Here is a 23,544-nt window from a genome sequence, read left to right on the forward strand (position 1 = left end):
GCAGATTCCGACTCACAGTTACCGCCGTTGTCGTTCGATGGTGAGAGGGGACACGAAGTGTGGGTAGATCCTGAACAACTGCGGGTGTTGGCCGGTTCGATGAGCGATATCGGTGTCGGGATCGAGGCGATCCGAACACAGGCCGACACTTCCGACATCGATGTGGCGCTTCCCGGCTCGGTCCTGGCACAGGCCGGGCTCACCGCGGGGTGTGTCGCGGCGCAGGTCTGGTCACAGATGGCCGCGGGGTGGACCGAAGTGGCGACACTCGTGGAGGCGAGCGCTTCGAGGTTGCAGGTGGTCGATGGCGTGTTCGCCGACGGAATCGGCGCTCTCGGTGGTGTCTCGTGAGGTCAGGGTCCACACCGACACCGACACTGTCGCAGGTCCGGTCGTGGCAGCTGGGCGAGGCCGGTAATGAAATGCAGCGTCGCAGTACCGAATGTGTGGCCTTGGTCGAGTACGCCGTCACCCGGATCCGTGACGCAGGCAGTTACTGGCAGGGCGATGCCTACTACGCGGCCTACGATCGCGTCGCCGGGGACCGCGACCAAGCCACGAAAGCCGCCCAGCAGATCGAAGCACTCGCGCAAACCTTGACCGACGGCGGTGACCTGCTGACTGGCTATCGGAAAACGTTGCGGGACAAGGTCACCGACGCCGCTACCGCCGGCTTCACCGTCGCGGAGGACTGGGCGGTCACCGGCACCGGCAGCCCCGAACAGTTACGCACCCACCAAAGCGCGGTGTCGACCGCGCTCAACGAGATGCTCGATGTCCAGACCACCGCCCTGACCAAGATCGAGCAGGCCAACACCGACGTCTCGGCCCTCGCAGCCGCGTCGGCGCCTGCGTCTCCGATATCCCAGCTGACCGGGAGCGCCCAAGCCGCCCCGAACAAGACGACCACGCCCGCGGCGACTTCACCCACATCGACACCGATGTCGACGGACACGAAAGCCGCCGACGCCAGCAAATCGAACAACGGCGCATCTAACACGGGCGACTCCAACACAGGCGCCGCAGCGCAGACCTCCGACAAAGGCAAGCCCGGGGAATGGCGGCCCGGTGATATCAGCGACCTGATCAAAGCGGTCGGCAGTATCACCGGCACCATCCCGAACCTGATCGAGAGCGGCGGGGAGTTCCTCAAGGACGCCGGCGAGCTGGTCAAAGACGGAGGCGAAGCCGTCGCCGAGGTCACCGACTCGGTCACCAAACTCGTCACCACCGTCGATCAAGTCACCCACCACACCAGCGCCATCTCGGACCAACCCGCCACGAACGATCCCGCAGGCAAAACCGGCGCAGCAACTGCCTCCCCCGACAAGAACACAGCAGCCCCCGCCTCGACACCATCGGACGGGACCGCCACTGCCGCACCAACCACCCCGACACCCGACAAAACCCACGCCGCGGACTGGAACCCCGAACAACAACCACCACCGCCAGCCCATCGGTCGCGCACACCACCAACACCCCGGCTCCGACCAGCGGTCAACCGATGTTCGCCACCAGCCTTCCAACAGCCACCACGCGCCGCAATCCCAGCAGCGAACGCACACGCCCCGCCTGGACCCTGGACCTCCCGAACCCAGCCCTACAGGAGCAGCAGCAACCACCACTCCTCGCAGGCGTCAGTGCCAATGGGGAACCACGCGAACGCTAGGGTGTTTTACAAGCCCTCTTCCACCTCGCCGTTCGCCACGAAAGCTCAAATCCGCCCGAAATTCGGCGAGTTCTACGGGAACCCCTATTCGGCACGATCACCACAGATTTCGGATCTTGGCCCGAGTTGTTCCGGCATCGTGAACATCGTTTCGCGGAGCGGATCAGCGGTTCTTCAACGTCCTCACGGTCAAAAAATTACCGCCTTGCTCAATGTTCATGATTGGGTCCAAGTGAGTTTTGGCGAGGGGCCTGACAGGCTACACACCGCGACCATTCGAGTGTTGTCGATTGCTGCGGATCGGACCACGAAGTCGCGGTGGGTGATTTCCATACCAGGGTAGGTGACGTTGTCGATAGTGAGCGCAGCCTCGACGGCGATTGCTTTTGCTGATATTTGGTCGAGGTAGTCCAATCCGGCGTCGGGGGCAAATCTGCTCAACGCACGCGCGGCGAAATCCGCCACCGTGTCGCTGTCGTCGATGAGGTAGGTTTCGACGAATACAGATGACAGGCTGCTGCGGATGGTAACTGACCGCGGCATCTGATTTCGTCCGTATATGCTTATTGAGAAGGGCTCGGGCCTCGCCGGTAGGGCGATGGGTACCCCCAATTGTGCTGCTGCGTGTTGTGGGCTTTGCGGGCCGGAACGACGCGAGGGCGGGTTGGGTGATATGTACATAGGTCCGCTGAATTCCGGCATGTCAAATACTTCCTTCGTGTTGTTTCTGCCGTGTCGAGCATCCACGATAGGCCCTGACTCACGTTTCGGTAAAGGCGAGCGCTCGTGGGCGTGGACCGAGCGTGGCACCTGAGTTAGTTACGAAGCAAGCCACAGCCAGCGCGGTGAACACCACGGTCAGATACGCTCGTCGGATTCGAGTCTGCGATGGTAGGTCGGCCGAACGGATGCGTCTGCACCGTAACCCACGATATGCCACAATCCGATTCAGCGGGTCAACCCGAAAGGGTTACGACTTTGGCCCAGCCCTGGAGTCGGCCCGGCGGACGACACAGGCATAAGGTGTGATGCAGATTACGAATTTACGTGGAACCTGTTGCGTCGCAAGTGCATCTAAACAAATGACAGAATCTCTCGTGCTCTCGCACCCAAAGGGGGACGTCGAATGCGGGGGATTCGCGTTTAGTTGATGTACCGACACGGACACAGAGGGACACACCATGTACAACAAATTCGCTACTCTGGCGCTCAGCTCTGCCAAATTCAGGCGGATCGCCGCAGTAGCTGTTATCTCGGCTGCAACCTTGGCATCAGGAACTGGAATTTCGGCCGCAGCCCCAGCGAAATGTGGACAGGCAACGTGGTCGGCCGTCGATCAGGGAAATGGTCGCGTCACGTTCAAATTTCAGTTCGTTTCAAGTATGGGGCCAATCACCGGGGGTGTGATGAAGTTCGGCTGGCAGAATCTGCACAATGGCCTGAGTGGCAGCCATACGTTTGATCACGCCGTACCGGTGTTTGCCCCCGATACCACATGGAAGGACTCATTTACCGATACGACCGGCTCCGGTGAAGTAATGGGATCTCTGACCGGCACGATGTATCTCGGAAAGACTGATTGCGAAACGCCCGCTGTCACGGGATCGTTCAAAGTCGGGTAAGGAGCCAGTCCAGTGCCCCATTCACTTTCAGAGTATGAATGGGGCACTGAGGCCCGTACAACCCCCTTGAGGGACCGGCGTAAGGGGGTCCCGGTAGTAATCGCGCGAAAAACAACACCAATCCGCCGATACGCGCCGTCACTGCGTGCAGATGCGCCAGATCCACGCCGAACGCGGCCGTCACGGCAGATCCAGCGAAGACGTGGCCGCGGTGGTGGCCCCCACTCGGGGGGTCTCGACCTCGGCCACGTTCGCGACCGAGACACCCAGTAGTTCGCCCATGCCGTCCAGCGCCTCGAGGATGCGTATCGCGCCCTGGCGGGTCTCCCCCCATGCCGCGGAGTAGGCGTCGGCGGCCGGGCCGCGCCACGTCGCCATCAGACCGGCTACTTCGGTGTCGGCCGAGCGGATTCCGTCGATAAGCGTTTGCGCGGCTTGCTGGATGTAGCGGCCCGCGTCGGACACTTCGGTCGGGACCATCGCGAAATCTGTTCCGGCGCTGGCTGTGTCGGTCATGCAATCCCCTGTCTGCGCAATGTGTCATGCGTTCTCGCATCTGTGATCTTGCAGGGTTGGACGCAGCGCCTACCGTTTCGGTTCCAATCGAGCCGATCTCGAAACCACTACTCGCCGCGAGCAAATTTCGGGCGTACTTCCGCCGGGCGGCATCGATCACAGGATCGATCCGGCCGGGCCGGGCGTAAGGGTGCCGCGCATGGCCTCTCCCTACAGCGACGCCGGTCTACCGGCTGAGCACGGCCTGGACCGGAGTGCGCCCGACCCAGCGCGGCCAGCGCCACGATTGTGAACGCCAGCGCGGCGGGCGCTGCGGGAGGGCTACGACGTGGACGGACCGGCCACCGGTGGCTACCGGCGCGGGTTCCGGGCGGGCGAGCCCGGACTCACCCTGAAAATCTCCCGCGCCGCCATCGCCGACTTCATGATCGAGCAACTGACCGACCCCACCTACCTGCACCAGGCGCCCGGTATCTCGAACTGAGCGCGTGATGCGGCGGCACAGAGACGTGTGGGTCGACGCAGCGCTCACATGTGCTCGTGCAGTTCATCCCAGGCCGGGAGAGGATCTGGATACTCGGCCCAAGCGCCAGGGCCCGCGGCGAACTCCGCGTCGGTGAGCAGGGCTTCGTCCAACAACGCGCGCACCTTCGCGCAATCCAGCTTCACCCCGATGAACACGATCTCCTGCCCTGGCGGCACCTCCAGCGACGACCACCAGGCGGCGGGTTCGAACACCAGGTTCGGTCCCGCTTGCGACCACACGGCGGCCAGCGTCGAGCGGCTCGCGATCCAGCAGAATCCTTTGCTGCGCAACAGGCCGCGCAACCGCTCCAGCGCATCGGCCAGACGCAGCGGATGGAACGGCCGGTCGGCGGTGTAGGTGAGGCTGCGAATGCCGTACTCCTCGGTCTCCGGAGTGTGGCCGCCTGCGAGTTCCTCCGCCCAACCCTCGGCCGCCGCGGCGACCAGCGGGTTGTAGCGGCCGGTGTCGAGCACCTCGCGCAGGTCGACCACACCGTTGATGGTCCGCAGCACGTGAGCGCGCGGATTGAGCCTGCGCACCGTGGCCTCCACCGCGCCCACCGCCGCGGCGCCGACCAGGTCGGTCTTGTTGACCAGCACGACGTCGGCGAACTCGACCTGATCCACCAGGAGGTCGGCGATGGTGCGCGCGTCGCCCTCCCCCGCTTCCAGATTCCGCTCGGCCAGCGCTTGGCCGCGCGCCACTTCCGCGAGGAAGGTCGAGGCATCGACCACGGTCACCATGGTGTCCAGCCGGGCGATGTCGCCGAGCCGGAACCCGTCCTCGAACTCCCAGTCGAAGGTCGCGGCCACAGGCATCGGCTCGGAGATGCCGGTCGACTCGATCACCAGCTGATCGAACCGTCCTTCCCGCGCGAGCCGGGCCACCACCTCGATCAGGTCCTCGCGCAGGGTGCAGCAGATGCAGCCGTTGGTCAGTTCGACCAGCTTCTCTTCGGTGCGGTCGAGGTGGCCTTGGCCCGCGACCAGCGCGGCGTCGATGTTCACCTCACTCATGTCGTTGACGATGACCGCGACCCGGCGGCCCTCCCGGTTGGCGAGGATGTGGTTGAGCAGCGTCGTCTTGCCCGCACCGAGGAAGCCGGACAGCACGGTGACGGGAAGCAGGTCGGAGTCCATGAAGTTAATGATAACGATTTTCATTTTATGTCTACGGGCGGGTCCGGTTGCCCGTAGCGGGAGAACGACGTCGCCGTAGGGTTTGGGTCGTGAAATTGCTGCCATTGCCCGCCGAGGGGCAGACCCCCGTCCGGGCGCTCACCATTGCCGGTACCGATTCCGGCGGAGGCGCCGGAATCCAAGCCGATACCCGCACCATGGCGCTGTGCGGCGTGCACGCCCTGGTCGCGGTCGCGGCGGTCACCGTGCAGAACACGGTGGGCGTCAGCGGTTTCCACGAGATTCCGCCGCAGGTCGTGGCCGCTCAGGTGCGCTCGGTCGCCGGGGACATCGGCGTCGGCGCCGCGAAGACCGGCATGCTGGCCTCGACCGCGATCATCGAGGCGGTCGCGGAGGTGTGCCGGGAGGTCGGCATCGGCCGCGATGGCGAGATTCCGCTGGTCGTCGATCCGGTGGCGGCCTCGATGCACGGCGACCCGCTGCTGCACGCCGAAGCGCTGGACGCGCTGCGCAACACCCTGATTCCGCTCGCGACCGTGGTGACGCCGAACCTGGACGAGGTCCGCCTGCTCACGGGCATCGAGGTAGCGGACGACGATTCGGCGCGGCGCGCGGCCGAGGCGCTGCACAAGCTGGGACCGCGGTGGGCGATCGTCAAGGGCGGGCACCTGCGTTCCTCCGAATACAGCGCCGACCTGCTGTTCGACGGCGAGCAATTCCTCGAATTCACCGCGCCGCGCATCGCGACCGGCAATGACCACGGCGGCGGCGACACGCTGGCCGCCGCGATCGCCTGTGCGCTCGCCCACGGCTATCCGGTGCCCGAAGCGGTCGAGTTCGCCAAGGAGTGGACCTACCGCTGCTTGGCCGCGTCCTACGATCTCGGCGCTGGCCATGGGCCGGTGTCCCCGCTGTGGCGGTTGCACCGGAGCTGATCGGCGCCATTTCTTGTCGGTGGGCGCTGCGATACTGAAGACGTCGCCGACACGGATGGCTTCAACGGCGAGGCGATCGGAACAATGACGTTCGGCGTGGACGCGGCACGACCTCGGCGCCCGGCCCGGGGGGCGCTCCGGTCACAACGTGGAAAAGGCGAGGTGCAGCGGACGATCGGCCGCGATGGCGATGCCGTGCAGCCGAGCGCTCGCCGCCACCAGCGCGAAGATGGTCTCGCTCAGATAGTCGGCGAGCTGCTCGGCCGTCATGGCGGGCGGCTCCAGCCGGTTCACTCCCAGCCACCAATCGGTGGCCGAGGCCACCGCGCCGAAGATCGAATAGATCACCAGCTGCACGTTTTCGACCCGCACCGACTCGTCGTCCACGACGCCTGCGAACAGCTCGGCGGCGCGCCGGGCGGACTGCCTGGCCGATTGCAGCGCGCGATCGGCGTCGTCGGACCGTTGCGTGAAGTGGCTGTGCAGCATGAACCGGAAGACGTTCGGCTGCCGCGACACCACCAGCACGTATTCGGACGCGGCGCGGCGCACCAGGTCACCGGCCGAGTCGCCGGTGAGGTCGAAGCTGGTCATGACCTGTTCCCAGAGCAGGTCGCGGACCCGGTCCACGATCGCGTTGTAGAGGTCGGTCTTGTCCTCGAAATGGCGATACAGCTTCGGCTTGGCCGCGCCCGCCTCTTTGGCGATGTCGCCCATGCTGACGGCGGGGCCGAATTTGTCGAGGGCGCGGAACGCCGCGTCCACGAACTCCTCGCGCACCTTTCTGCGATGCTCGCGCCAGCGCTCGGTGCGGGCGTCCACGCGTTTCGGCGGCTGGTCGTCTTCCGTCCGGCCGCGCAGCATCACGAATCCGGATGCTACCTGCACCGAGCAGCCCCGATAACCGGGCGTCCGCCAGGCATCCACCCGGCGATCCCGAGCTACCAGGAACCTCACAGCTGAGGCCCAGCCCGGTGGCAGTGTGGCCGTCGAGTCTGGTTCGCATGACCGAGACTTCCACCGTCGCGGCGACGGTACGGACCGAGACCACGGGCGCGCCCGTGCTGGACGTGGTGATACCCGTCTACAACGAAGAGACCGACCTCGGCGTGTGCGTGCGCAGACTGCACGCCCACCTGCGCGAGGGGTTCCCGTTCCCGGCGCGCATCACGGTCGCCGACAACGCGAGCACCGACGCCACGCTCCAGGTCGCCCAGCTGCTCGCGGAGGAACTGGACGATGTGCGCGTCGTCCATCTGTCCGCCAAGGGGCGCGGTCGGGCGCTGCGCGCGGTGTGGGAACACTCGGACGCGCAGGTGGTCGCCTACATGGACGTCGACCTGTCCACCGACCTGAACGCCTTGCTCCCGCTGGTCGCGCCGCTGATCACCGGGCATTCCGACCTGGCCATCGGCACCCGGCTCGACGCCGCGTCCCGCGTGGTGCGCGGACCCAAGCGCGAGATCATCTCGCGCTGCTACAACCTGCTGCTGAAGGCCTCGCTGCGCGCGCACTTCTCCGACGCGCAGTGCGGCTTCAAGGCGATGCGCACCGAGGTGGCGCGCCGCCTGCTACCGCTGGTGCACGACGGGGAATGGTTTTTCGACACCGAATTGCTGGTGCTCGCCGAGCGGGCGGGTCTGCGGATTCACGAGGTCCCGGTGGACTGGATCGATGACCCGGACAGCCGCGTCGACATCATCGACACCGCCCGCAAGGACCTGCTCGGCATCTGGCGGCTTGGTCGGGCGCTGGCGACCGGCGCGCTGCCGCTGGAGGAACTGCGCCGCTCGGTGGGCCGGGAACCGCTGGTGCCCGGGGTGCCGCTCGGCATGGTGGGTCAGCTGGTGCGGTTCGCGATCGTCGGTGTGTTGAGCACGCTGGCCTACCTGCTGCTCTACGTGGCGCTGCAACCATTGACCGGCGCGCAAGTGGCGAACTTCGCCGCCCTGCTGATCACGGCGGTGGGCAACACGGCGGCCAACCGGGCCTTCACCTTCGGCGTGCGCGGCTCGAACGGGGCCGTGTCGCACCAGTTCCAGGGTTTGGTGATCTTCGGCATCGGGCTGGCGCTCACCAGCGGTTCGTTGTTCGCGCTGCATCGGTGGGCGCCGGACTCCTCGGTGCATCTGGAACTGTTCGTGCTGGTGGTGGCCAATCTGGTGGCGACGCTGCTGCGGTTCGTCGGGCTGCGCTGGGTGTTCCGCGACAGCGGAGGCGATCGTGCGTCGAACGCATCGGGGCTCGCCGCGGAGGTTCGTCGATGACGGCGACTCTGACGACGCAACCGGTCGCGGCCGAACCGCGGCCTCGGACCAGAAGGAACTGGGAGTTTCCGGCGCTGGCGGCGCTGCTACTCGGCACGGCGGTGGCCTATCTGTGCAACCTGAGCGCCAACGGGTGGGCGAATTCGTTCTATTCCGCCGCGGTGCAGGCGGGCTCGGTGTCGTGGAAGGCGTTCTTCTTCGGGTCCTCCGACGCGGCCAACTCGATCACCGTGGACAAGCCACCCGCCTCGCTGTGGTTGATGGAACTTTCGGTGCGGGCTTTCGGCCTGAACAGCTGGAGCATCCTGGTGCCGGAGGTGCTGCTCGGCGTGGCGAGCGTGGCACTGCTGTGGGCGACGGTGCGCAGGCCGTTCGGGCCCGCGGCCGGATTGCTCGCCGGGTTGGCGCTGGCGGTGACGCCGGTCGCGGCGTTGATGTTCCGCTTCAACAATCCCGAAGCGCTCTTGGTGTTCTTGATGATCGCCGCCGCTTGGGCGATGACCCGGGCGGTGGAGGACGGCCGCTGGCGGTGGCTGGTGCTGACCGGCGCGCTGATCGGATTCGGCTTCCTCACCAAGCAATTGCAGGTGCTGCTGGCGGTTCCGGCGCTCGCGCTGACCTATCTGCTCGCGGGCCCGCCGAAACTCGGCAAGCGCATCCTGCAACTTTTCGCGGCCGGGGCCGCGATGGTGGTGGCCGCGGGCTGGTGGCTGCTCGCGGTGGAGTTGTGGCCCGCCTCATCCCGTCCGTGGATCGGCGGCTCGCACGAGAACTCCATCCTGGAACTCACCCTCGGCTACAACGGGCTCGGCCGGCTCAACGGCAACGAGCGCGGCAGTGTCGTACCGGGCGGCGGTGAGCTGCCGCGGGGCGGCAACGGCATGTGGGGGGAAACCGGCATCACGCGGATGTTCGAGCCGGCACAGGGCGGTCAGATCGCGTGGTTGATCCCCGCCGCGCTGGTCGCGCTGGTCGTCGGAATCCTCCTGCGCGGCAAAGCGGCTCGCACCGACCGGCAGCGCGCTTCGCTCGTCCTCTGGGGCGGATGGCTGCTGGCGACCGGGCTGGTGTTCAGCTTCATGGCCGGGATCTTCCACCAGTACTACACCGTCGCCCTGGCTCCGGCCATCGCCGCGCTGGTCGGCGCGGGCGCGGTCCTGGCGTGGCGGGGGCGGCATCGGCCGTGGGTGCGGCTTGCGTCGGCACTCGCGGTGGGTCTCACCACGGCGACCGCCTGGATGCTGTTGTCGCGCAGTCCGGAATGGCAGTCGTGGCTGCGCTGGACGGTGCTGGTCGTCGGCGTGCTCGCGACACTCGCCGTGCTCGTTCCCGCGCCGCGCAAGCTGGCCGTCGTGTCGGCGCTGGCGGTCGCGTTCACTTTCCTGGCCGGGCCCGTGGCCTATGCCGTCGATACCATCGCGACGCCACACGCCGGTTCGATTCCTTCGGCGGGGCCGAACGTCGCGATGCGCGGGCGGCCACCGTGGGGCGAAGGCATGCCCGGCATGGGTCGCCGCATGCAGAACGGAATGAGCACGGGCCGCGACGGCGCCGCGCAAGCCCCGGGTGACACACCGCCGGACGGAGGTTCGCCGGGTCCGCAGGGCACGGACGGCCGAATTCCACAGCCGGGCAGCCGACTTCCGGGTTCTGGACCGCAGGGCAACGCACCCGGCGGCCGGGCACCGAGCGGCGGACGCCAGGGCACCACGCCCAACGGGCAGGCCCCCGGCGGCGCGGGTACGCCGCCGGGCTTCCCGCCCGACGGGCAAGCTCCTGACGGCGCGGGTACACCGCCGGGTTTCCCGCCCGGCGCCGCGCCGCAAGGCACCGCGCCCGGCGGGCAGACACCGGACGGCACGGTGTTCCCGCAAGGAACGGGCGGTATGCCCGGAGACGGCGGTCCTGGTCCCAATGGCGGCGGTGGGATGGGCGGCCTGCTCGGGGCGAGCGAACCGAGCGCGCAGATCGTGTCCCTGCTCGAGCAGAACGGCGGCGACTACACCTGGGTGGCCGCGGCCATCGGCTCGAACAGCGCCGCGGGCTTGCAGTTGGCCACCGAACTTCCGGTGATGCCGATCGGCGGCTTCAACGGCAGTGACCCCTCGCCGACGCTGGAGCAGTTCCAGCAGTACGTCGCCGAAGGGAAGATCCACTACTTCGTCGGCGGCGGCCGTGGCGGGCCCGGTTCATCCAGCTCCTCCCCCAGTGCGCAGATCACGCAGTGGGTCGAGGAGAACTTCACCGCCATCCAGGTGGACGGGGTCGCCTTGTACGACCTGACCGCCACCCACTGAAACCACGCGATGCTGCCCTGTCGCCCTGCATCCCTCGGGGCCGCATCGCCTTCCGGTGTTCAGCGCATTCCCCTGCACTCGCTGAACACCGCATCCGCACCGGCGTCATACCTCGGCGCCGGTGCGGACCGCGTTTTCGATGCCTCCGGGTGGCTACCGGACGGACTCGATCCACTCGGCGAACGTCGGGCCTGCGAGCTTGGCGTGCGGGCCGGGGAGAAGTCCACCGTTTTCGTACACCTCACGATCGGGATTGTCCTGGTCGCTCACCTCGACGACGTGTGCGGGCGCGCCGCGGCGGGCGGCAAGCAGGGTTGCGGCGCCGGCCATCGTTTCCGGTTGCGGGCCCGCGATTTCCGGGAAAGGAGCCGCGGTGATCTCGGGAGCGAGCGCGAGGTGGACGAGTTCCTCGGCGACGGTACGCGCGGCGACCAACTGGGTGCGCATCTCGGCCACGTAGGCGGTGTCCCCCTGGGTGCCCCACCCCATCATCAGCTCGACCAGTTCGTGGAACTGCGCCGCACGCAGGATCTGCACCGGCAGCGGCCCTTCCAGCAGCGCTCGCTCGTGGGCCAGCTTGGCCGCGTTGTATCCGGCGGTGGTGCCGTCGATGCCGATGATCGACGCCACCACCAGACGCTCGACCCCTGCCTTCTGTCCCGCTTCGTGCAGATTGCGCGCGGTCGCGGTGAAGAAGGCCGTCGCCACCTCCCGGTCCGGGGACGGCGTGCTGGAAACGTCGATCACGACGCGCACACCATCCAGCGCATCGACCAGGCCCCGCCCGGTCTCGATGTCGACACCGTCGGCCCGGGAGAAGGCGACCACGTCGTGCCCCTGCTCGTTCAGCACATCCACCACGTGCCTGCCCAGCCGCCCGGTCGCGCCCGCTACCGCGATCTTCGTGCCCTTCGTCATGGTCCTCACTCCTTGTGTCGCTGCGTCGTTTCGCGTTCACAGGAAGGACGACGCGACGCAGGCGAGTGTGACATCGACGCGAAGAAGCTCGGAGTTGTCACCGGCGCAGGCTATTCGAGCGTCAGGTCTTGGCACACCGCAAAACTCCAGCGATGATGATCGGATGCGTGACAGCGCACGTTCCGGAGCGGGAACCCGGAGCGCATCAGGTCACGTGTCCACCGCGAACATTCAGGGAAACAGTTGAACGCTTTCACGAAGCTGGCCGTGACGGTGGTCAGCGCACTGGTCGCAACCGCGCTCACCGTCGGATTCGCCGCTACCGCGTCGGCCGCGCCCGTCGACCGCACCGAACCGATCGCCGCGGCGACCGTCGAGGCCCCGCAGGTGACCTACATCAAGGCGTGCCTGCCGCCCGGCGACACGATCGAACTGCGCACGGGAATCGGCGCGGCGATCGGCGCCGCCATCGGCGCGCTGGTCGGCCTGCCCGTCTTCTTCGTCGGCGCGATCCCCGGCGCGATCATCGTCGGCCTGATCGGCGCCGCCATCGGGGCCTCCTCCTATGCCATCGATTCCGGGCGCCTCGAGCAGCAAGGACTGTGCTGATCGGGCACAGCGCACGAGTGCGCCGATTTCGGTAGAGCCCTAAGCGAATTCGTTGAAGATGAGGGGCGCGAGTTGTCTGTCGCGCCCCTACCGATCCACGCGATCACATGCACCGGGACATCGGGACCCGGTAAGCGGCGCTTCCCACACAGGGAGGCCAAAAGTGACACATGTTACATTTCCTAATGGTAATACTACTTTGGTAGTAGCCGTATCGTTAGACGAGCTCACGGTTTCAGCGTTGCCCTCGGGACCGCGCCGATCATGTTGTCCGGCAACGGTTCCGCCGATCGATCGTCATCTGATGAAGGAAAGTTCATGGCAACTGTCGCACCGGCGACAACTGTCGTTGTCGCGCAGGCGACGGAACTATCGACCGCGCGTAGCCGACCGCCACGAGCCGCGCTCGCCCTGGGCGCGGCCATCGTGTTCACCGCGATCTCCCTGGCGGCCTGGCTGCTGTTCTTGCGGCCGAACTGGGAAATGTACTGGCACCAAATAGATCTGCAGGTCTACATGTGGGGCGGCAAGGCCGCCGCCCTGCACCCGGATCAGTTGTACGCCGCCCGCGGCCCGATGTTCCTGCCGTTTCTCTATCCCGTCTTCGCCGCGTGGATCTGCGCCGAATTGGCGCGGTTCCCGATCAACTACATCGGCACCGGCATGGTGGTCACGACGCTGATCTCCCTGTATGTCAGCGTGTGGTGCACCGCTGTACTGATGCGGTATCGGCGTGGGCTCGGCATGCTGGCGATGACGCTTGCCGTGGGCAGCGCCGCGCTCTGGCTCGAGCCGGTGCAGCAGACCTTCCGCTTCGGGCAGATCAGCATGATCCTGATGGCGATGGTCCTTGGCGACCTCGCCATGCCGAGACACCGCCGGAGTCGCGGCATCCTCATCGGTATCGCCACCGGCATCAAACTGACGCCCGCGGTGTTCGTCGTCTATCTGGTGATCACCCGCCAATTCAAGGCCGCCGCCGTCGCGATGGGCGCGTTCGCGGCCACGGTCGCGGTCGGTCTCTGGTATCGGCCGACCGAGGCGATCCAGTTCTGGACCTCGACCGTGGCGTCGCAGAACCGGATCGGCTTCGCATACGTGCAGAATCAGTCGCTCAACGGTGTGCTCGGCCGCCTGCAATGGACCACGTGGGACAGCCACGTGGTGTGGCTCTTCGGCGCCGGCGGGCTCGGGCTGGCCGGGTTGGCCGCGGCGCGAATCGCCTACCAGCGGGGAGACGAGATGCTCGGCGCCCTGCTCGCCGCCGGTGTGACGCTGCTGTGCTCACCGATCTCCTGGACCCACTACTGGGTGTGGGCGGTGCCCGCGCTCGTCTGGGCCGTGCGCGCACTGTCCCGCCGATCGTGGACAGCCGGCATCACCGTGCCCGGCGCGATCGCGTTGTTCGCCTTCGCGTGGCCGATGCAAGTCGACTCGATCGGAACATGGGATCAGACGCTGCCGCTGCTTCCGCAAGGCCTGATCTGGTTCGTACCCCAGACCAACGGCCGGGAATTCCACTGGACCGTCATGCAATTCCTGGTCGGCAACTCCTACGCTCTGCTCACTCTCGCCGCCATGGTCGCCGCGATAGTCCTGCTGCTGAGTGCGCCGATCGCGGACTCCCGATCAGCGAGGAGCGTGCAAAGCGGCGTGTAGCGTGGCCGCCCATTGCTCGACTATGCGCTTGCGGCGGGCCGAGTCGTCCGTGAGGACGTCGGCCAACCCCAGGCCGCGGGCCATGTCCAAGGTCGCCTGGACCAGGTGATGGGTGACCGGATCGGAGTCGTCCACGCCGAGAGCCTCGATCGCGCGACGATGCGACGCGCGGCCGAAGCGGGCTTCCAGCGGGACGATGCGTTCGCGCAGCACCGGGTCGGCGGCGGCGTGCGTCCACACCTGCAACGCGGCTTTGAACAGCGGACTGGTGTACGACTCGACCAGCCCCGCCACCACCGCCTCCGTACGGCCGACGCCGTCGCCCAGCTCCCCCAGCGACGATGCCTCTTGCACCGCCTGCCCGCTGCGCGTGTCGAACATGAACTCCAGCGCGGCGGTGATCAGATCCTCCCTGGTGGGAAAGTGATGCTGCGCCGCGCCACGCGACACCCCGGCCCGTTCGGCGACGACCGCGACCGTCGCGGCCGCCCAGCCCATCTCGGCCAGACAGTCGATGGTCGCCTCGAGCAGGCGCTGCCGGGTGGCTCGGCTGCGGTCCTGCTTGGGTTCGTGGGGTGTCGCCATGGTCGTTATTCTGCCCAGCTCGGCGGGCGGCGCTGCAAAAAGGCCAGCATGCCCTCGTGCACTTCGGGGGTGCCGAAGAAGCTCGCCGAACGCCGCGCGAGCTCCTCGGCGGAGGCGTCGAACTCCGCGAGGATGCCCGCGTTGACCAACCGCTTGGCCTCGGCCAGCCCCTGCGGGGAGCCCTTGCGCACTTCCCCGCACAGCCGCGCCACCTCGGCGGCCGGGTCGTCGGCGGTTACCGTGACCAGGCCGATCTGCTCGGCGACGGCGGCGTCGAACTTCTCGCCGGTGAGGTAGTACCGGCTGGCCGCGCGCGGATCGAGCCTGGGCAGCAGGGTCAGCGAGATCATGAACGGCGCCAGCCCGATCCGCACCTCGGTGAGCGCGAAACTGCTGCCCGGCCCGGCCACGACGATGTCGCAACCGGCCACGATGCCCATGCCGCCCGCCCGCACGTTGCCGTCGATCCGCGCGATCACCGGCTTCGGGATCTCCACCAGCCTGCGCAGCACGCCGATCATGACCCGGGTGCGCTCGTCGGCGGCCACGGCCGGATCGGCGTCGCTCGCCTCGCTCAGATCGGCGCCCGCGCAGAACGTGTTGCCGGTGTGCGCGAGCACGACGACGCGCACCTTCTCGTCGTCGGCGGCGTCGTCGAGTCCGCGCAGCAGCTCGGCGACCAGCTTGGACGACAGCGCGTTGCGGTTGTGCGGCGAGTCGAAGGTGAGCGTCGCCACGCCGCCGCTCACCTCGTAGCGGACGAACGGAGCCGTCTCGGTCATGCGCGTCCTCTCAGTACGACTTCGGCAGGCCCAGCGAGTACTGGGCGACGAAGTTCAAGACCATTTCCCGGCTCACCGGCGCGATGCGGCCGATGCGAGCGGCGGCGAGCATGGCGGCCAGTCCGACGTCCTTGGTCAGGCCGGAGCCGCCGTGGGTCTGGACGGCCTGGTCGAGCGCCTTGATGCTGGCTTCCGCCGCCGCGTATTTCGCCATGTTGGCGGCCTCGGCGGCGCCCATCTCGTCGCCCGCGTCGTAGAGGGTCGCGGCCTTCTGCATCATCAGCTTCGCCAGCTCCACTTCGACCTTCACCTGCGCCAGCGGATGCGAGATGCCCTGGTGCGCACCGATCGGCGTCTTCCACACCGTGCGCTCCTTGGCGTATTCCACCGCGCGTTCGATGGCGTAGCGACCCATGCCGACGGCCATCGCGGCGCCCATGATCCGCTCCGGGTTCAGGCCCGCGAACAACTGCATCAACGCCGCGTCCTCCTTGCCGACCAGCGCGGTGGACGGCAGCCGGACGTCGTCGAGGAACAGGTTGTACTGGTGATCGGGCTCGATGATGTCCATCTCCTGCGCCGTCTTGGTGAAGCCTTCGGCGTCGGTCGGCACGATGAACAGGGCGGGCTTGAGCTTGCCGGTCTTGTGGTCGGAGGTGCGGGCCACGATCAGCACGGCCTCGGCCTGGTCAACGCCGGAGATGAAAATCTTGCGGCCGTTGAGAATCCAGTCGTCACCGTCGCGGCGCGCGGTGGTGGTGATCTGGTGGGAGTTGGAGCCCGCGTCCGGCTCGGTGATTCCGAACACCATCTTTCCGGAGCCGTCGGCGAGTTTGGGCAGCCATTCCCGCTTCTGCTCGTCGGTGCCGTACTTGGTGATGATGGTGCCGCAGATGGCCGGGGACACCACCATCAGCAGCAGGCCCGCGCCCTGCGCGGACAGCTCCTCCATCACCAGCGACAGCTCGTACATGCCCGCGCCGCCGCCACCGTATTCCTCCGGCAGGTTCACGCCGAGGAACCCGAGTTTGCCCGCCTCCTGCCACAATTCGTCCAGCGGCTCGCTCTTGCGCGCCTTCGGCAGCACGTAGTCGCGGTAGTTGTACTTCGTGGCCAGCGCGGCGACGGCGGCCCGCAGCGCCTTCTGCTCGTCGGTTTCGATGAATGTCATCAGCTCTCCTGAGTTTCTACGGGTTCGACGACCGCGAGCACGGCGCCGACGTCGACCTGCTGGCCGACGGTGACGTTGACGGCGCTGAGCACGCCCGCGGCGGGCGCGGCGATGGTGTGCTCCATCTTCATCGCCTCCAGCCACAGGATCGGCTGGCCCTGTTCGACGTGGTTGCCGACCTCCGCGCCGAGCCGGATCACGCTGCCCGGCATGGGCGCGAGCAGAGAACCGGTGGCCACCTGGTCGGCCGGATCGCTGAAACGCGGCAGCCTGCGCAGAGCCACCGGGCCGAGCGGCGAGTCGACGTAGACCTGGTCGCCGTAGCGGGCGATCTCGAACTGCCTGCGCACCGGGCCGCGCTCACCCGGAACCGACAGCACGACGCGATCGGGAGCCGACTCGACGAGAGCGAGACCGTCGTGACCGTCCACGGTGACGGCGGTCCGGCCGAACCGGTAACCCACCTCGTGCGTTCCGGTAGCGCGGCTTTCGTAGGACTTGCGCTGTGACTGCGAGGGGAGATTGCGCCACCCGCTGGGCAGCCCGCCGCCCACCCGCGCGCTGCCCCGGTTGGCGGCGGCGTCGGCGAGCGCGGCGGCCACGATGGACAGCGCCTCGTCGGACTCCGACGCCAGCGGCGCGGCCAGGGCGGCCAGCCCATGCGTCGTGAAGAACGCGGTGTCGGTGTCACCCGCCAGGAACGCCGGATGACGCAGCACGCGCACCAGCAGGTCGCGGTTGGTGACCAGGCCGTGGATCTTCGCGCGGTGCAGCGCCGAAGCCAGCAATCGTGCTGCCTCGCCGCGCGTTTCGGCGTAGGAGATGACCTTGGCCAACATCGGGTCGTAGTGCACGCCGACCACCGAGCCGTCCACCACGCCTGTGTCGAGCCGCACGCCCGGGCGGTCCAGCAGGTCGAACTCGATGAGCACCGACGGGATATCGATCCGGTGCACGGTGCCGCTCTGCGGCTGCCAGTCGTGCGCCGGATCTTCGGCGTAGAGCCGGACCTCGATCGAATGCCCGTGCATGGCGGGCGGTTCTGCGGGCAACACGCCGCCCGCGGCGACGTCCAGTTGCAGGCGCACCAGATCCAGCCCGGTGGTGCACTCGGTGACCGGATGCTCCACTTGCAGGCGGGTGTTCATCTCCAGGAAGAAGAACTCGCCCTGCTCGTCGGCGAGGAACTCGACGGTGCCCGCGCCGGTGTAGCCGATCGCGCCCGCCGCCAGCCGCGCCGCCTCGAACAGCCGCGCCCGCATGCCCTCGGTGCGCTCCACCAGCGGCGACGGAGCCTCCTCGATCACCTTCTGGTGGCGGCGCTGGATCGAGCACTCACGCTCGCCGACCGCCCAGATGGTGCCGTGCGTGTCAGCCATCACCTGGACTTCGATGTGCCTGCCGGTCTCGAGGTAGCGCTCGCAGAAGACCGTCGGATCGCCGAAGGCGGATTCCGCCTCGCGCCGGGCGGCCTCGATCTGCGAAGTCAGGTCGGCCAGCTCGCGAACCACACGCATGCCGCGCCCGCCGCCACCGGCGGACGCCTTGATCAGCACCGGCAGGTGCGCCTCGGTGACCTCGGCCGGGTCCAGTTCGGCGAGCACCGGCACGCCCGCGGCGTCCATCATCTTCTTCGCGGCGACCTTCGAGCCCATCTGCTCGATCGCCTCGACAGGCGGCCCGATCCAGACCAGCCCGGCGTCGAGCACGGCCTTGGCGAATTCGGCGTTCTCGGAGAGGAATCCGTATCCAGGATGGATGGCATCGGCGCCAGCGGCGACCGCGGCCTCGATGATCAGCTCACCGCGCAGATAGGTCTCCGCGGGCGTGTTGCCGGGCAGGCGCACCGCGGCGTCCGCCTCGGTGACATGCGGCGCGGCGGCATCCGCGTCGGAGTACACCGCGACGGTGCCGAGACCCATCCTGCGGCAGGTCGCGAAGACCCGGCGGGCGATTTCGCCACGGTTGGCGACAAGGACATTCGTGAGCCCACCCGTCACCCGGCCGCTGCCCTTCATCGAATCGCTCTGCGATGCAGTCATCGTCGGCCTCACATTCGGAAGACGCCGAAGCCGTCGGCGCCTTTGATCGGGGCGTTGTGAATGGCCGACAGGGACATTCCCAACACGGTGCGGGTGTCGCGCGGGTCGATGACGCCGTCGTCGTAGAGCCGCCCGGACATGAACATCGCCAGCGATTCGGCCTCGATCTGCGCCTCCACCATGGCGCGCATCCCGGCGTCGGCCTCCTCGTCGAACGGCAGGCCCTTCGCCTCGGCGGCGGCCCGGCCGACGATCGAGATGACGCCCGCCAGCTGCGCACCGCCCATGACGGCGGATTTCGCACTGGGCCAGGCGAAAACGAAGCGCGGGTCATAGGCCCGGCCGCACATGCCGTAGTGGCCCGCGCCGTAGGACGCGCCCATCAGCACCGAGATGTGCGGCACCTTCGAATTGGAGACCGCGTTGATCATCATCGCGCCGTGCTTGATGATGCCCTTCTGCTCGTACTCCTTGCCGACCATGTAGCCGGTGGTGTTGTGCAGGAACAGCAGCGGGGTGTTCGACTTGTTGGCCAGCTGGATGAACTGGGTGGCCTTCTGCGATTCCTCGGAGAACAGCACACCGCGCGCGTTGGCCAGGATGCCGACCGGGTAACCGTGCAGCTCGGCCCATCCGGTGACCAGGCTGCTGCCGTAGAGCGGCTTGAACTCGTCGAAATCCGAGCCGTCCACGATGCGGGCGATCACCTCGCGCGGATCGAACGGGATCTTCAGATCCGACGGCACGATGCCGAGCAGATCCTCCGGGTCGTAGAGCGGTTCGATCACCTCGGCGCGCGGGGCGGGCCCCTGCTTGCGCCAGTTCAGCCGCTTGACGATGGAGCGGCCGATGCGGATCGCGTCCTGCTCGTCCACGGCGTAGTAATCCGCCAGGCCGGAGATCCGCGCGTGCATGTCCGCGCCGCCGAGGGATTCGTCGTCGGATTCCTCACCGGTCGCCATCTTGACCAGGGGCGGACCGCCGAGGAACACCTTCGAGCGCTCCTTGATCATCACCACGTGATCGGACATACCGGGGATGTACGCGCCGCCCGCGGTGGAGTTGCCGAACACCAGCGCGATGGTCGGGATGCCCGCCGCCGACGCCTGGGTGAGGTCGCGGAACATCCGGCCGCCGGGGACGAAGACCTCCTTCTGCGTCGGCAGGTCCGCGCCGCCGGATTCCACCAGCGAGATCACCGGCAGCCGGTTCTCCCGCACGATGTCGTTGATCCGCAACGTCTTGCGCAGCGTCCACGGGTTCGAGGTGCCGCCGCGCACGGTCGGATCGGGCGCGACGATCATGCACTCGACGCCCTCCACGATGCCGATGCCCGCGATGGTGCTGCCGCCGACGTGGAATTCGCTGCCCCAGCCCGCCAGCGGGCACAACTCCAGGAACGGCGAGTCCTCGTCGACGAGCAGTTCGATGCGCTCGCGCGCGGTCAGCTTGCCGCGCTTGCGATGCCGCGCCAGCTTGTCCGGCCCACCGCCCGCGATGGCCTTGGCGAACTCCGCGTCGACCTCGGCGAGCTTGGCCGTCATCGCCTCCGCGGCCGCCTCGTACTCGGGCGCGGCGGTGTCCAAGGTGCTGCGCAGAATGGTCATGACTGGTACCCCAATCGCTTCGCCGCCAGTCCGGTCAGTATTTCGGTAGTGCCGCCGCCGATCCCGAGGATGCGCATATCCCGATACTGGCGCTCGATCTCGGATTCGCGCATGTAACCGAGGCCGCCGAACAACTGGACGGCCTGGTTGGCCACCCACTCGCCCGCTTCCACCGCGGTGTTCTTCGCGAAACACACCTCGGCGATCAGGTCGGTCTCGCCTTCGGCGCTGCGCTGCACCACATCCCGGGTGTAGACGCGGGCCACATCGATCCGACGCGCCATCTCGGTGACCGTGTTCTGCACCGCCTGCCTGCTGATCAGCGGGCGGCCGAAGGTCTCGCGATTGCGCACCCACTCCAGCGTCAGTTCCAGGCAACGCTGCGCGCTGGAATACGCCTGCACCGCCAGCCCGACGCGCTCGCTGACGAACGCGCCCGCGATCTGGTAGAAGCCGGAGTTCTCCGGGCCGACCAGGTTCTCCACCGGCACCCGGACGTCGACGTAGGACAGTTCGGCGGTGTCGGAGGCCAGCCAGCCCATCTTGTCCAGCTTGCGGCTGACCGTGAAGCCCGGCGTGTCCTTGTCGACGATGAGCAGCGAGATGCCGCCGGAGCCCGGCCCGCCGGTGCGCACCGCGGTGACCACGAAGTCGGCGCGGACGCCGGAGGTGATGTAGGTCTTGGCGCCGTTGACGATGTAGTGGTCGCCGTCGCGGCGCGCGGTGGTGGTGAGGTGCCCGACGTCGGAGCCGCCGCCGGGCTCGGTGATCGCGAGCGATCCGATCTTCTCGCCCGCCAGCGTCGGCTTCACCCAGCGCTCGATCTGGTCGGCGTTGCCCGAGGCGATGATGTGCGGCACGGAGATGCCGCAGGTGAACAAGGAGGCGAACAACCCGCCGGACGCACCGGCCTGGTGCATCTCCTCGCAGACGATCATCGCGTCAACGCCGTCGCCGCCGGAACCACCCGCGGATTCCGGGAACTGCACGCCGAGCAGGCCGAGCGCGCCCGCCTTCTTGTGCAGCTCGCGCGGAATCTCACCGGCGCGCTCCCAGCCGTCCAGGTACGGCAGGATCTCGCGTTCCACGAATCCGCGCACCGTGGATCGCAATTCGCGTCGTTCCGGCGTTTCCCAGAGTTTCGTCATGTCAGCAGCTCCACTGGAATGTCGAGGTGACGAGACCGCAGCCATTCGCCGAGTCCCTTGGCCTGCGGGTCGAAGCGGGCCTGATAGGCCACGCCCTGGCCGAGCAGACCTTCGATGATGAAGTTCAGCGCCCGCAGATTGGGCAGCACATGCCGGGTGACGGTCAGCGAAGCCGCTTCCGGGAGTAGTTCTTTGATGCGCTCCACGGTGAGCGTGTGCACCAGCCAGCGCCATTGCTCGTCGGTGCGCACCCACACACCGATATTCGCGTCACCGCCTTTGTCACCGCTGCGTGCCAGCGCGACGGTTCCCAGCGGCGCGCGGCGCGTTTCCCCGGCGGGCAGCGGTTCCGGAGCGGGCGGCTCGTCGACGGCGGCGAGTTCGGCCGTCTCCGTCGCCGGGGCGATCTCGACGCGGGCGCCGTCGGGCAGCACCGCCGTGTGCGGCACTTCGGCGGCGTCGACGAACCCGGGCGTGAACACGCCGTAAGGAGAACCGTTGCCCGGCAAGGTGGTGAAGCTGCACCCCGGATAGCTGGCCAGCGCCAGCTCCACCGCGACGTTGGAGAACGCGCGCCCGACCTTGTTCGGGTCCGGATCGCGCACCACGCAGCGCAGCAGTGCGCTGGCCTGCTCCTCGGTGTCGGCGTCCGGGCGGTCCAGGCGGGCCAAGGTCCAGGTCAGCTCGGACGGTCGGCTCGGCAGCCAGGACTCCAGTTGCCGTTGCGCCAGTTCCGCTTTCGCTTCGATGTCCAGACCGGTGAGCACGAATTCCATCTCGTTGCGGAAGCCGCCGATGGTGTTCAGCGAGACCTTGAGCCGGGGCGGTGGGGCCTCACCGGTGACGCCGCTGATCCGCACCCGGTCCGGGCCGTCCTGGTCGAGCCGGATGGTGTCCAGGCGGGAGGTGACGTCGGGCCCGGCGTAGCGCGCCCCCTGGATCTCGTACATGAGCTGGGCCTCGACCGTGTCGACGGTGACCGCGCCGCCGGTGACCGCGTGTTTGGTGATGACGCTGCCGCCGTCGGCGCGGATCTCCGCGATCGGGAAACCCGGCCTGCCCAGATCGGCGAGCTCGGTGAAGAAGGCGTAGTTGCCGCCGGTGGCCTGGGTGCCGCACTCGATGACGTGCCCGGCCACCACCGCGCCGGCCAGGCGGTCGTAATCCGTTCGGCCCCAGCCGAAGTGCGCGGCGGCGGGCCCGACGATCACCGAAGCGTCGGTGACCCGGCCGGTGACCACGATGTCCGCGCCCGCGTTCAGGCATTCGACGATGCCCCACGCGCCGAGGTAGGCGTTGGCGGTCAGCGGCGCGCCGAAGCCGAGGTCACCGGCGCGCGCGAGGAGGTCGTCGCCCTCGACGTGCGCGATCTTGGCGTCCAGTCCGAGGTCGGCGGCAACCTTGCGCAGACGCTGCGCCAGACCGGCCGGGTTCAGGCCGCCCGCGTTCGCCACGATGCGCACGTTGCGTTCGAGCGCCAGCCCGAGGCAGTCCTCGATCTGCTTGACGAAGGTCTTGGCGTAGCCGAGGTCCGGGTCCTTCATCCGGTCCCGGCCGAGAATCAGCATGGTGAGTTCGGCGAGATAGTCGCCGGTGAGGACGTCGAGCTGTCCGCCTTCCAGCATCTCACGCATGGCGCCGAGCCGGTCGCCGTAGAAGCCGGAACAGTTGCCGATCCGGAGCACGTCCGGGTCGGCGGCCAGCATACTCATCAGCGGGAATGCCTCCTGTACGGCGAACCGTCAGGATGAGCCGCATGCCGCACCCGTGAAGTCCGCGTTCCGCGACCAGCATCACACCGGGGCCAGAAAAAAGCAAGCATGCGTGCTTGTTAATTGTCGCCCCGCCGCCCCGGCCACCGGGAGAGCGAGCGGGCTGGAGCAAGATGGCACCGTGTCCAGCGACGTCACCGTGATCGTTCTGTTCGCCCTGGCGGGCTTCCTGCTCGGCGGCGTTTACACCACCTGGAGGACGGCCCGGCCGCTGTCCATCGCGCTCGCCGTCTGCGCCGCCCTCGCGGCGGGTGGCGCGCTGGCCTGGTGGCTCGGATAG

The 23,544-nt window shown here is 67.7% G+C and carries 21 protein-coding genes; 10 read left to right on the plus strand and 11 right to left on the minus strand.

Annotated elements, in window-relative coordinates:
* Positions 1-57 precede the first annotated feature (57 nt).
* The 3 genes from AB0L97_RS01425 (at position 58) to AB0L97_RS01435 (ending at position 3,291) form a co-directional block, all read left to right on the plus strand.
* Entirely contained in the window at positions 58-351 is a 294-nt protein-coding gene (locus AB0L97_RS01425; protein WP_364424580.1) for a hypothetical protein, read from the plus strand.
* A 101-nt stretch (positions 352-452) separates the two neighbouring features.
* Positions 453-2,012 carry a hypothetical protein gene (locus tag AB0L97_RS01430; RefSeq protein WP_364424582.1) on the plus strand — a complete coding sequence of 520 codons (1,560 nt, stop codon included), beginning with the start codon at positions 453-455 and terminating at the stop codon, positions 2,010-2,012.
* Between the two features lie 838 nt (positions 2,013-2,850).
* A complete protein-coding gene (locus AB0L97_RS01435) occupies positions 2,851-3,291 on the plus strand; it encodes a hypothetical protein (RefSeq protein WP_364424584.1) in 441 nt (146 codons plus the stop codon).
* Positions 3,292-3,471: 180 nt separating this feature from the next.
* On the opposite strand, the gene AB0L97_RS01440 is transcribed toward AB0L97_RS01435, so the two are convergent.
* Complete coding sequence (locus tag AB0L97_RS01440) at positions 3,472-3,807, minus strand: WXG100 family type VII secretion target (RefSeq protein WP_364424586.1); 336 nt, start codon at positions 3,805-3,807, stop codon at positions 3,472-3,474.
* 328 nt (positions 3,808-4,135) lie between these two features.
* Between AB0L97_RS01440 and AB0L97_RS01445 the strand changes: the two genes are divergently transcribed.
* Entirely contained in the window at positions 4,136-4,291 is a 156-nt protein-coding gene (locus AB0L97_RS01445) for a hypothetical protein (protein ID WP_364424588.1), read from the plus strand.
* 44 nt (positions 4,292-4,335) lie between these two features.
* Here AB0L97_RS01445 and AB0L97_RS01450 read toward each other — a convergent pair whose 3' ends face one another.
* Entirely contained in the window at positions 4,336-5,472 is a 1,137-nt protein-coding gene (locus AB0L97_RS01450) for a GTP-binding protein (RefSeq protein WP_364424590.1), read from the minus strand.
* An 89-nt stretch (positions 5,473-5,561) separates the two neighbouring features.
* On the opposite strand from AB0L97_RS01450, the gene thiD reads away from it, so the two are divergent.
* Entirely contained in the window at positions 5,562-6,407 is an 846-nt protein-coding gene (thiD, locus tag AB0L97_RS01455) for a bifunctional hydroxymethylpyrimidine kinase/phosphomethylpyrimidine kinase (RefSeq protein ID WP_355071616.1), read from the plus strand.
* A 141-nt stretch (positions 6,408-6,548) separates the two neighbouring features.
* Here thiD and AB0L97_RS01460 read toward each other — a convergent pair whose 3' ends face one another.
* Entirely contained in the window at positions 6,549-7,295 is a 747-nt protein-coding gene (locus AB0L97_RS01460) for a TetR/AcrR family transcriptional regulator (protein WP_364424593.1), read from the minus strand.
* Positions 7,296-7,411: 116 nt separating this feature from the next.
* Here AB0L97_RS01460 and AB0L97_RS01465 point away from each other — a divergent pair, with 116 nt between their 5' ends.
* Complete coding sequence (locus tag AB0L97_RS01465) at positions 7,412-8,674, plus strand: bifunctional glycosyltransferase family 2/GtrA family protein (RefSeq protein WP_364424595.1); 1,263 nt, start codon at positions 7,412-7,414, stop codon at positions 8,672-8,674.
* On the plus strand, positions 8,671-10,971 hold the full coding sequence (locus tag AB0L97_RS01470; protein WP_364424597.1) for a glycosyltransferase family 39 protein: 2,301 nt from the start codon (positions 8,671-8,673) through the stop codon (positions 10,969-10,971). The genes AB0L97_RS01465 and AB0L97_RS01470 overlap by 4 nt, the downstream gene beginning before the upstream one ends.
* Before the next feature lie 153 nt (positions 10,972-11,124).
* Here the strand turns inward: AB0L97_RS01470 and AB0L97_RS01475 are convergent, their stop codons facing one another.
* Positions 11,125-11,889: an NAD(P)H-binding protein gene (locus tag AB0L97_RS01475; protein ID WP_364424599.1), complete on the minus strand. Its 765-nt coding sequence runs from the start codon at positions 11,887-11,889 to the stop codon at positions 11,125-11,127.
* Between the two features lie 243 nt (positions 11,890-12,132).
* Between AB0L97_RS01475 and AB0L97_RS01480 the strand changes: the two genes are divergently transcribed.
* Positions 12,133-12,498: a hypothetical protein gene (locus AB0L97_RS01480; protein ID WP_364424601.1), complete on the plus strand. Its 366-nt coding sequence runs from the start codon at positions 12,133-12,135 to the stop codon at positions 12,496-12,498.
* A gap of 318 nt (positions 12,499-12,816) precedes the next feature.
* Positions 12,817-14,157: a glycosyltransferase 87 family protein gene (locus tag AB0L97_RS01485; RefSeq protein ID WP_364424603.1), complete on the plus strand. Its 1,341-nt coding sequence runs from the start codon at positions 12,817-12,819 to the stop codon at positions 14,155-14,157.
* On the opposite strand, the gene AB0L97_RS01490 is transcribed toward AB0L97_RS01485, so the two are convergent.
* From AB0L97_RS01490 to AB0L97_RS01520, 7 genes are read right to left on the minus strand one after another with little or no spacing between them, the layout of a single operon-like run.
* On the minus strand, positions 14,128-14,742 hold the full coding sequence (locus tag AB0L97_RS01490) for a TetR/AcrR family transcriptional regulator (RefSeq protein ID WP_355071605.1): 615 nt from the start codon (positions 14,740-14,742) through the stop codon (positions 14,128-14,130). The two genes, AB0L97_RS01485 and AB0L97_RS01490, sit on opposite strands and share 30 nt — an antisense overlap.
* A 5-nt stretch (positions 14,743-14,747) precedes the next feature.
* Entirely contained in the window at positions 14,748-15,524 is a 777-nt protein-coding gene (locus tag AB0L97_RS01495) for an enoyl-CoA hydratase family protein (protein WP_355071604.1), read from the minus strand.
* Between the two features lie 10 nt (positions 15,525-15,534).
* A complete protein-coding gene (locus AB0L97_RS01500) occupies positions 15,535-16,695 on the minus strand; it encodes an acyl-CoA dehydrogenase family protein (protein ID WP_364424606.1) in 1,161 nt (386 codons plus the stop codon).
* Positions 16,695-18,737, minus strand: a complete 2,043-nt coding sequence (locus AB0L97_RS01505) for a biotin carboxylase N-terminal domain-containing protein (protein WP_364424608.1) — start codon at positions 18,735-18,737, stop codon at positions 16,695-16,697. The genes AB0L97_RS01500 and AB0L97_RS01505 overlap by 1 nt, the downstream gene beginning before the upstream one ends.
* Positions 18,738-18,745: 8 nt before the next feature.
* Positions 18,746-20,344 carry a carboxyl transferase domain-containing protein gene (locus AB0L97_RS01510; protein ID WP_355071600.1) on the minus strand — a complete coding sequence of 533 codons (1,599 nt, stop codon included), beginning with the start codon at positions 20,342-20,344 and terminating at the stop codon, positions 18,746-18,748.
* Complete coding sequence (locus tag AB0L97_RS01515) at positions 20,341-21,492, minus strand: acyl-CoA dehydrogenase family protein (RefSeq protein WP_364424611.1); 1,152 nt, start codon at positions 21,490-21,492, stop codon at positions 20,341-20,343. The genes AB0L97_RS01510 and AB0L97_RS01515 overlap by 4 nt, the downstream gene beginning before the upstream one ends.
* Complete coding sequence (locus AB0L97_RS01520) at positions 21,489-23,204, minus strand: acyclic terpene utilization AtuA family protein (RefSeq protein ID WP_364424613.1); 1,716 nt, start codon at positions 23,202-23,204, stop codon at positions 21,489-21,491. The genes AB0L97_RS01515 and AB0L97_RS01520 overlap by 4 nt, the downstream gene beginning before the upstream one ends.
* Positions 23,205-23,385: 181 nt before the next feature.
* Between AB0L97_RS01520 and AB0L97_RS01525 the strand changes: the two genes are divergently transcribed.
* A complete protein-coding gene (locus tag AB0L97_RS01525) occupies positions 23,386-23,544 on the plus strand; it encodes a hypothetical protein (protein ID WP_356962800.1) in 159 nt (52 codons plus the stop codon).

This window comes from Nocardia sp. NPDC051911, from assembly GCF_040681035.1.
GTDB classification, from domain to species: Bacteria; Actinomycetota; Actinomycetes; order Mycobacteriales; family Mycobacteriaceae; genus Nocardia; species Nocardia sichangensis.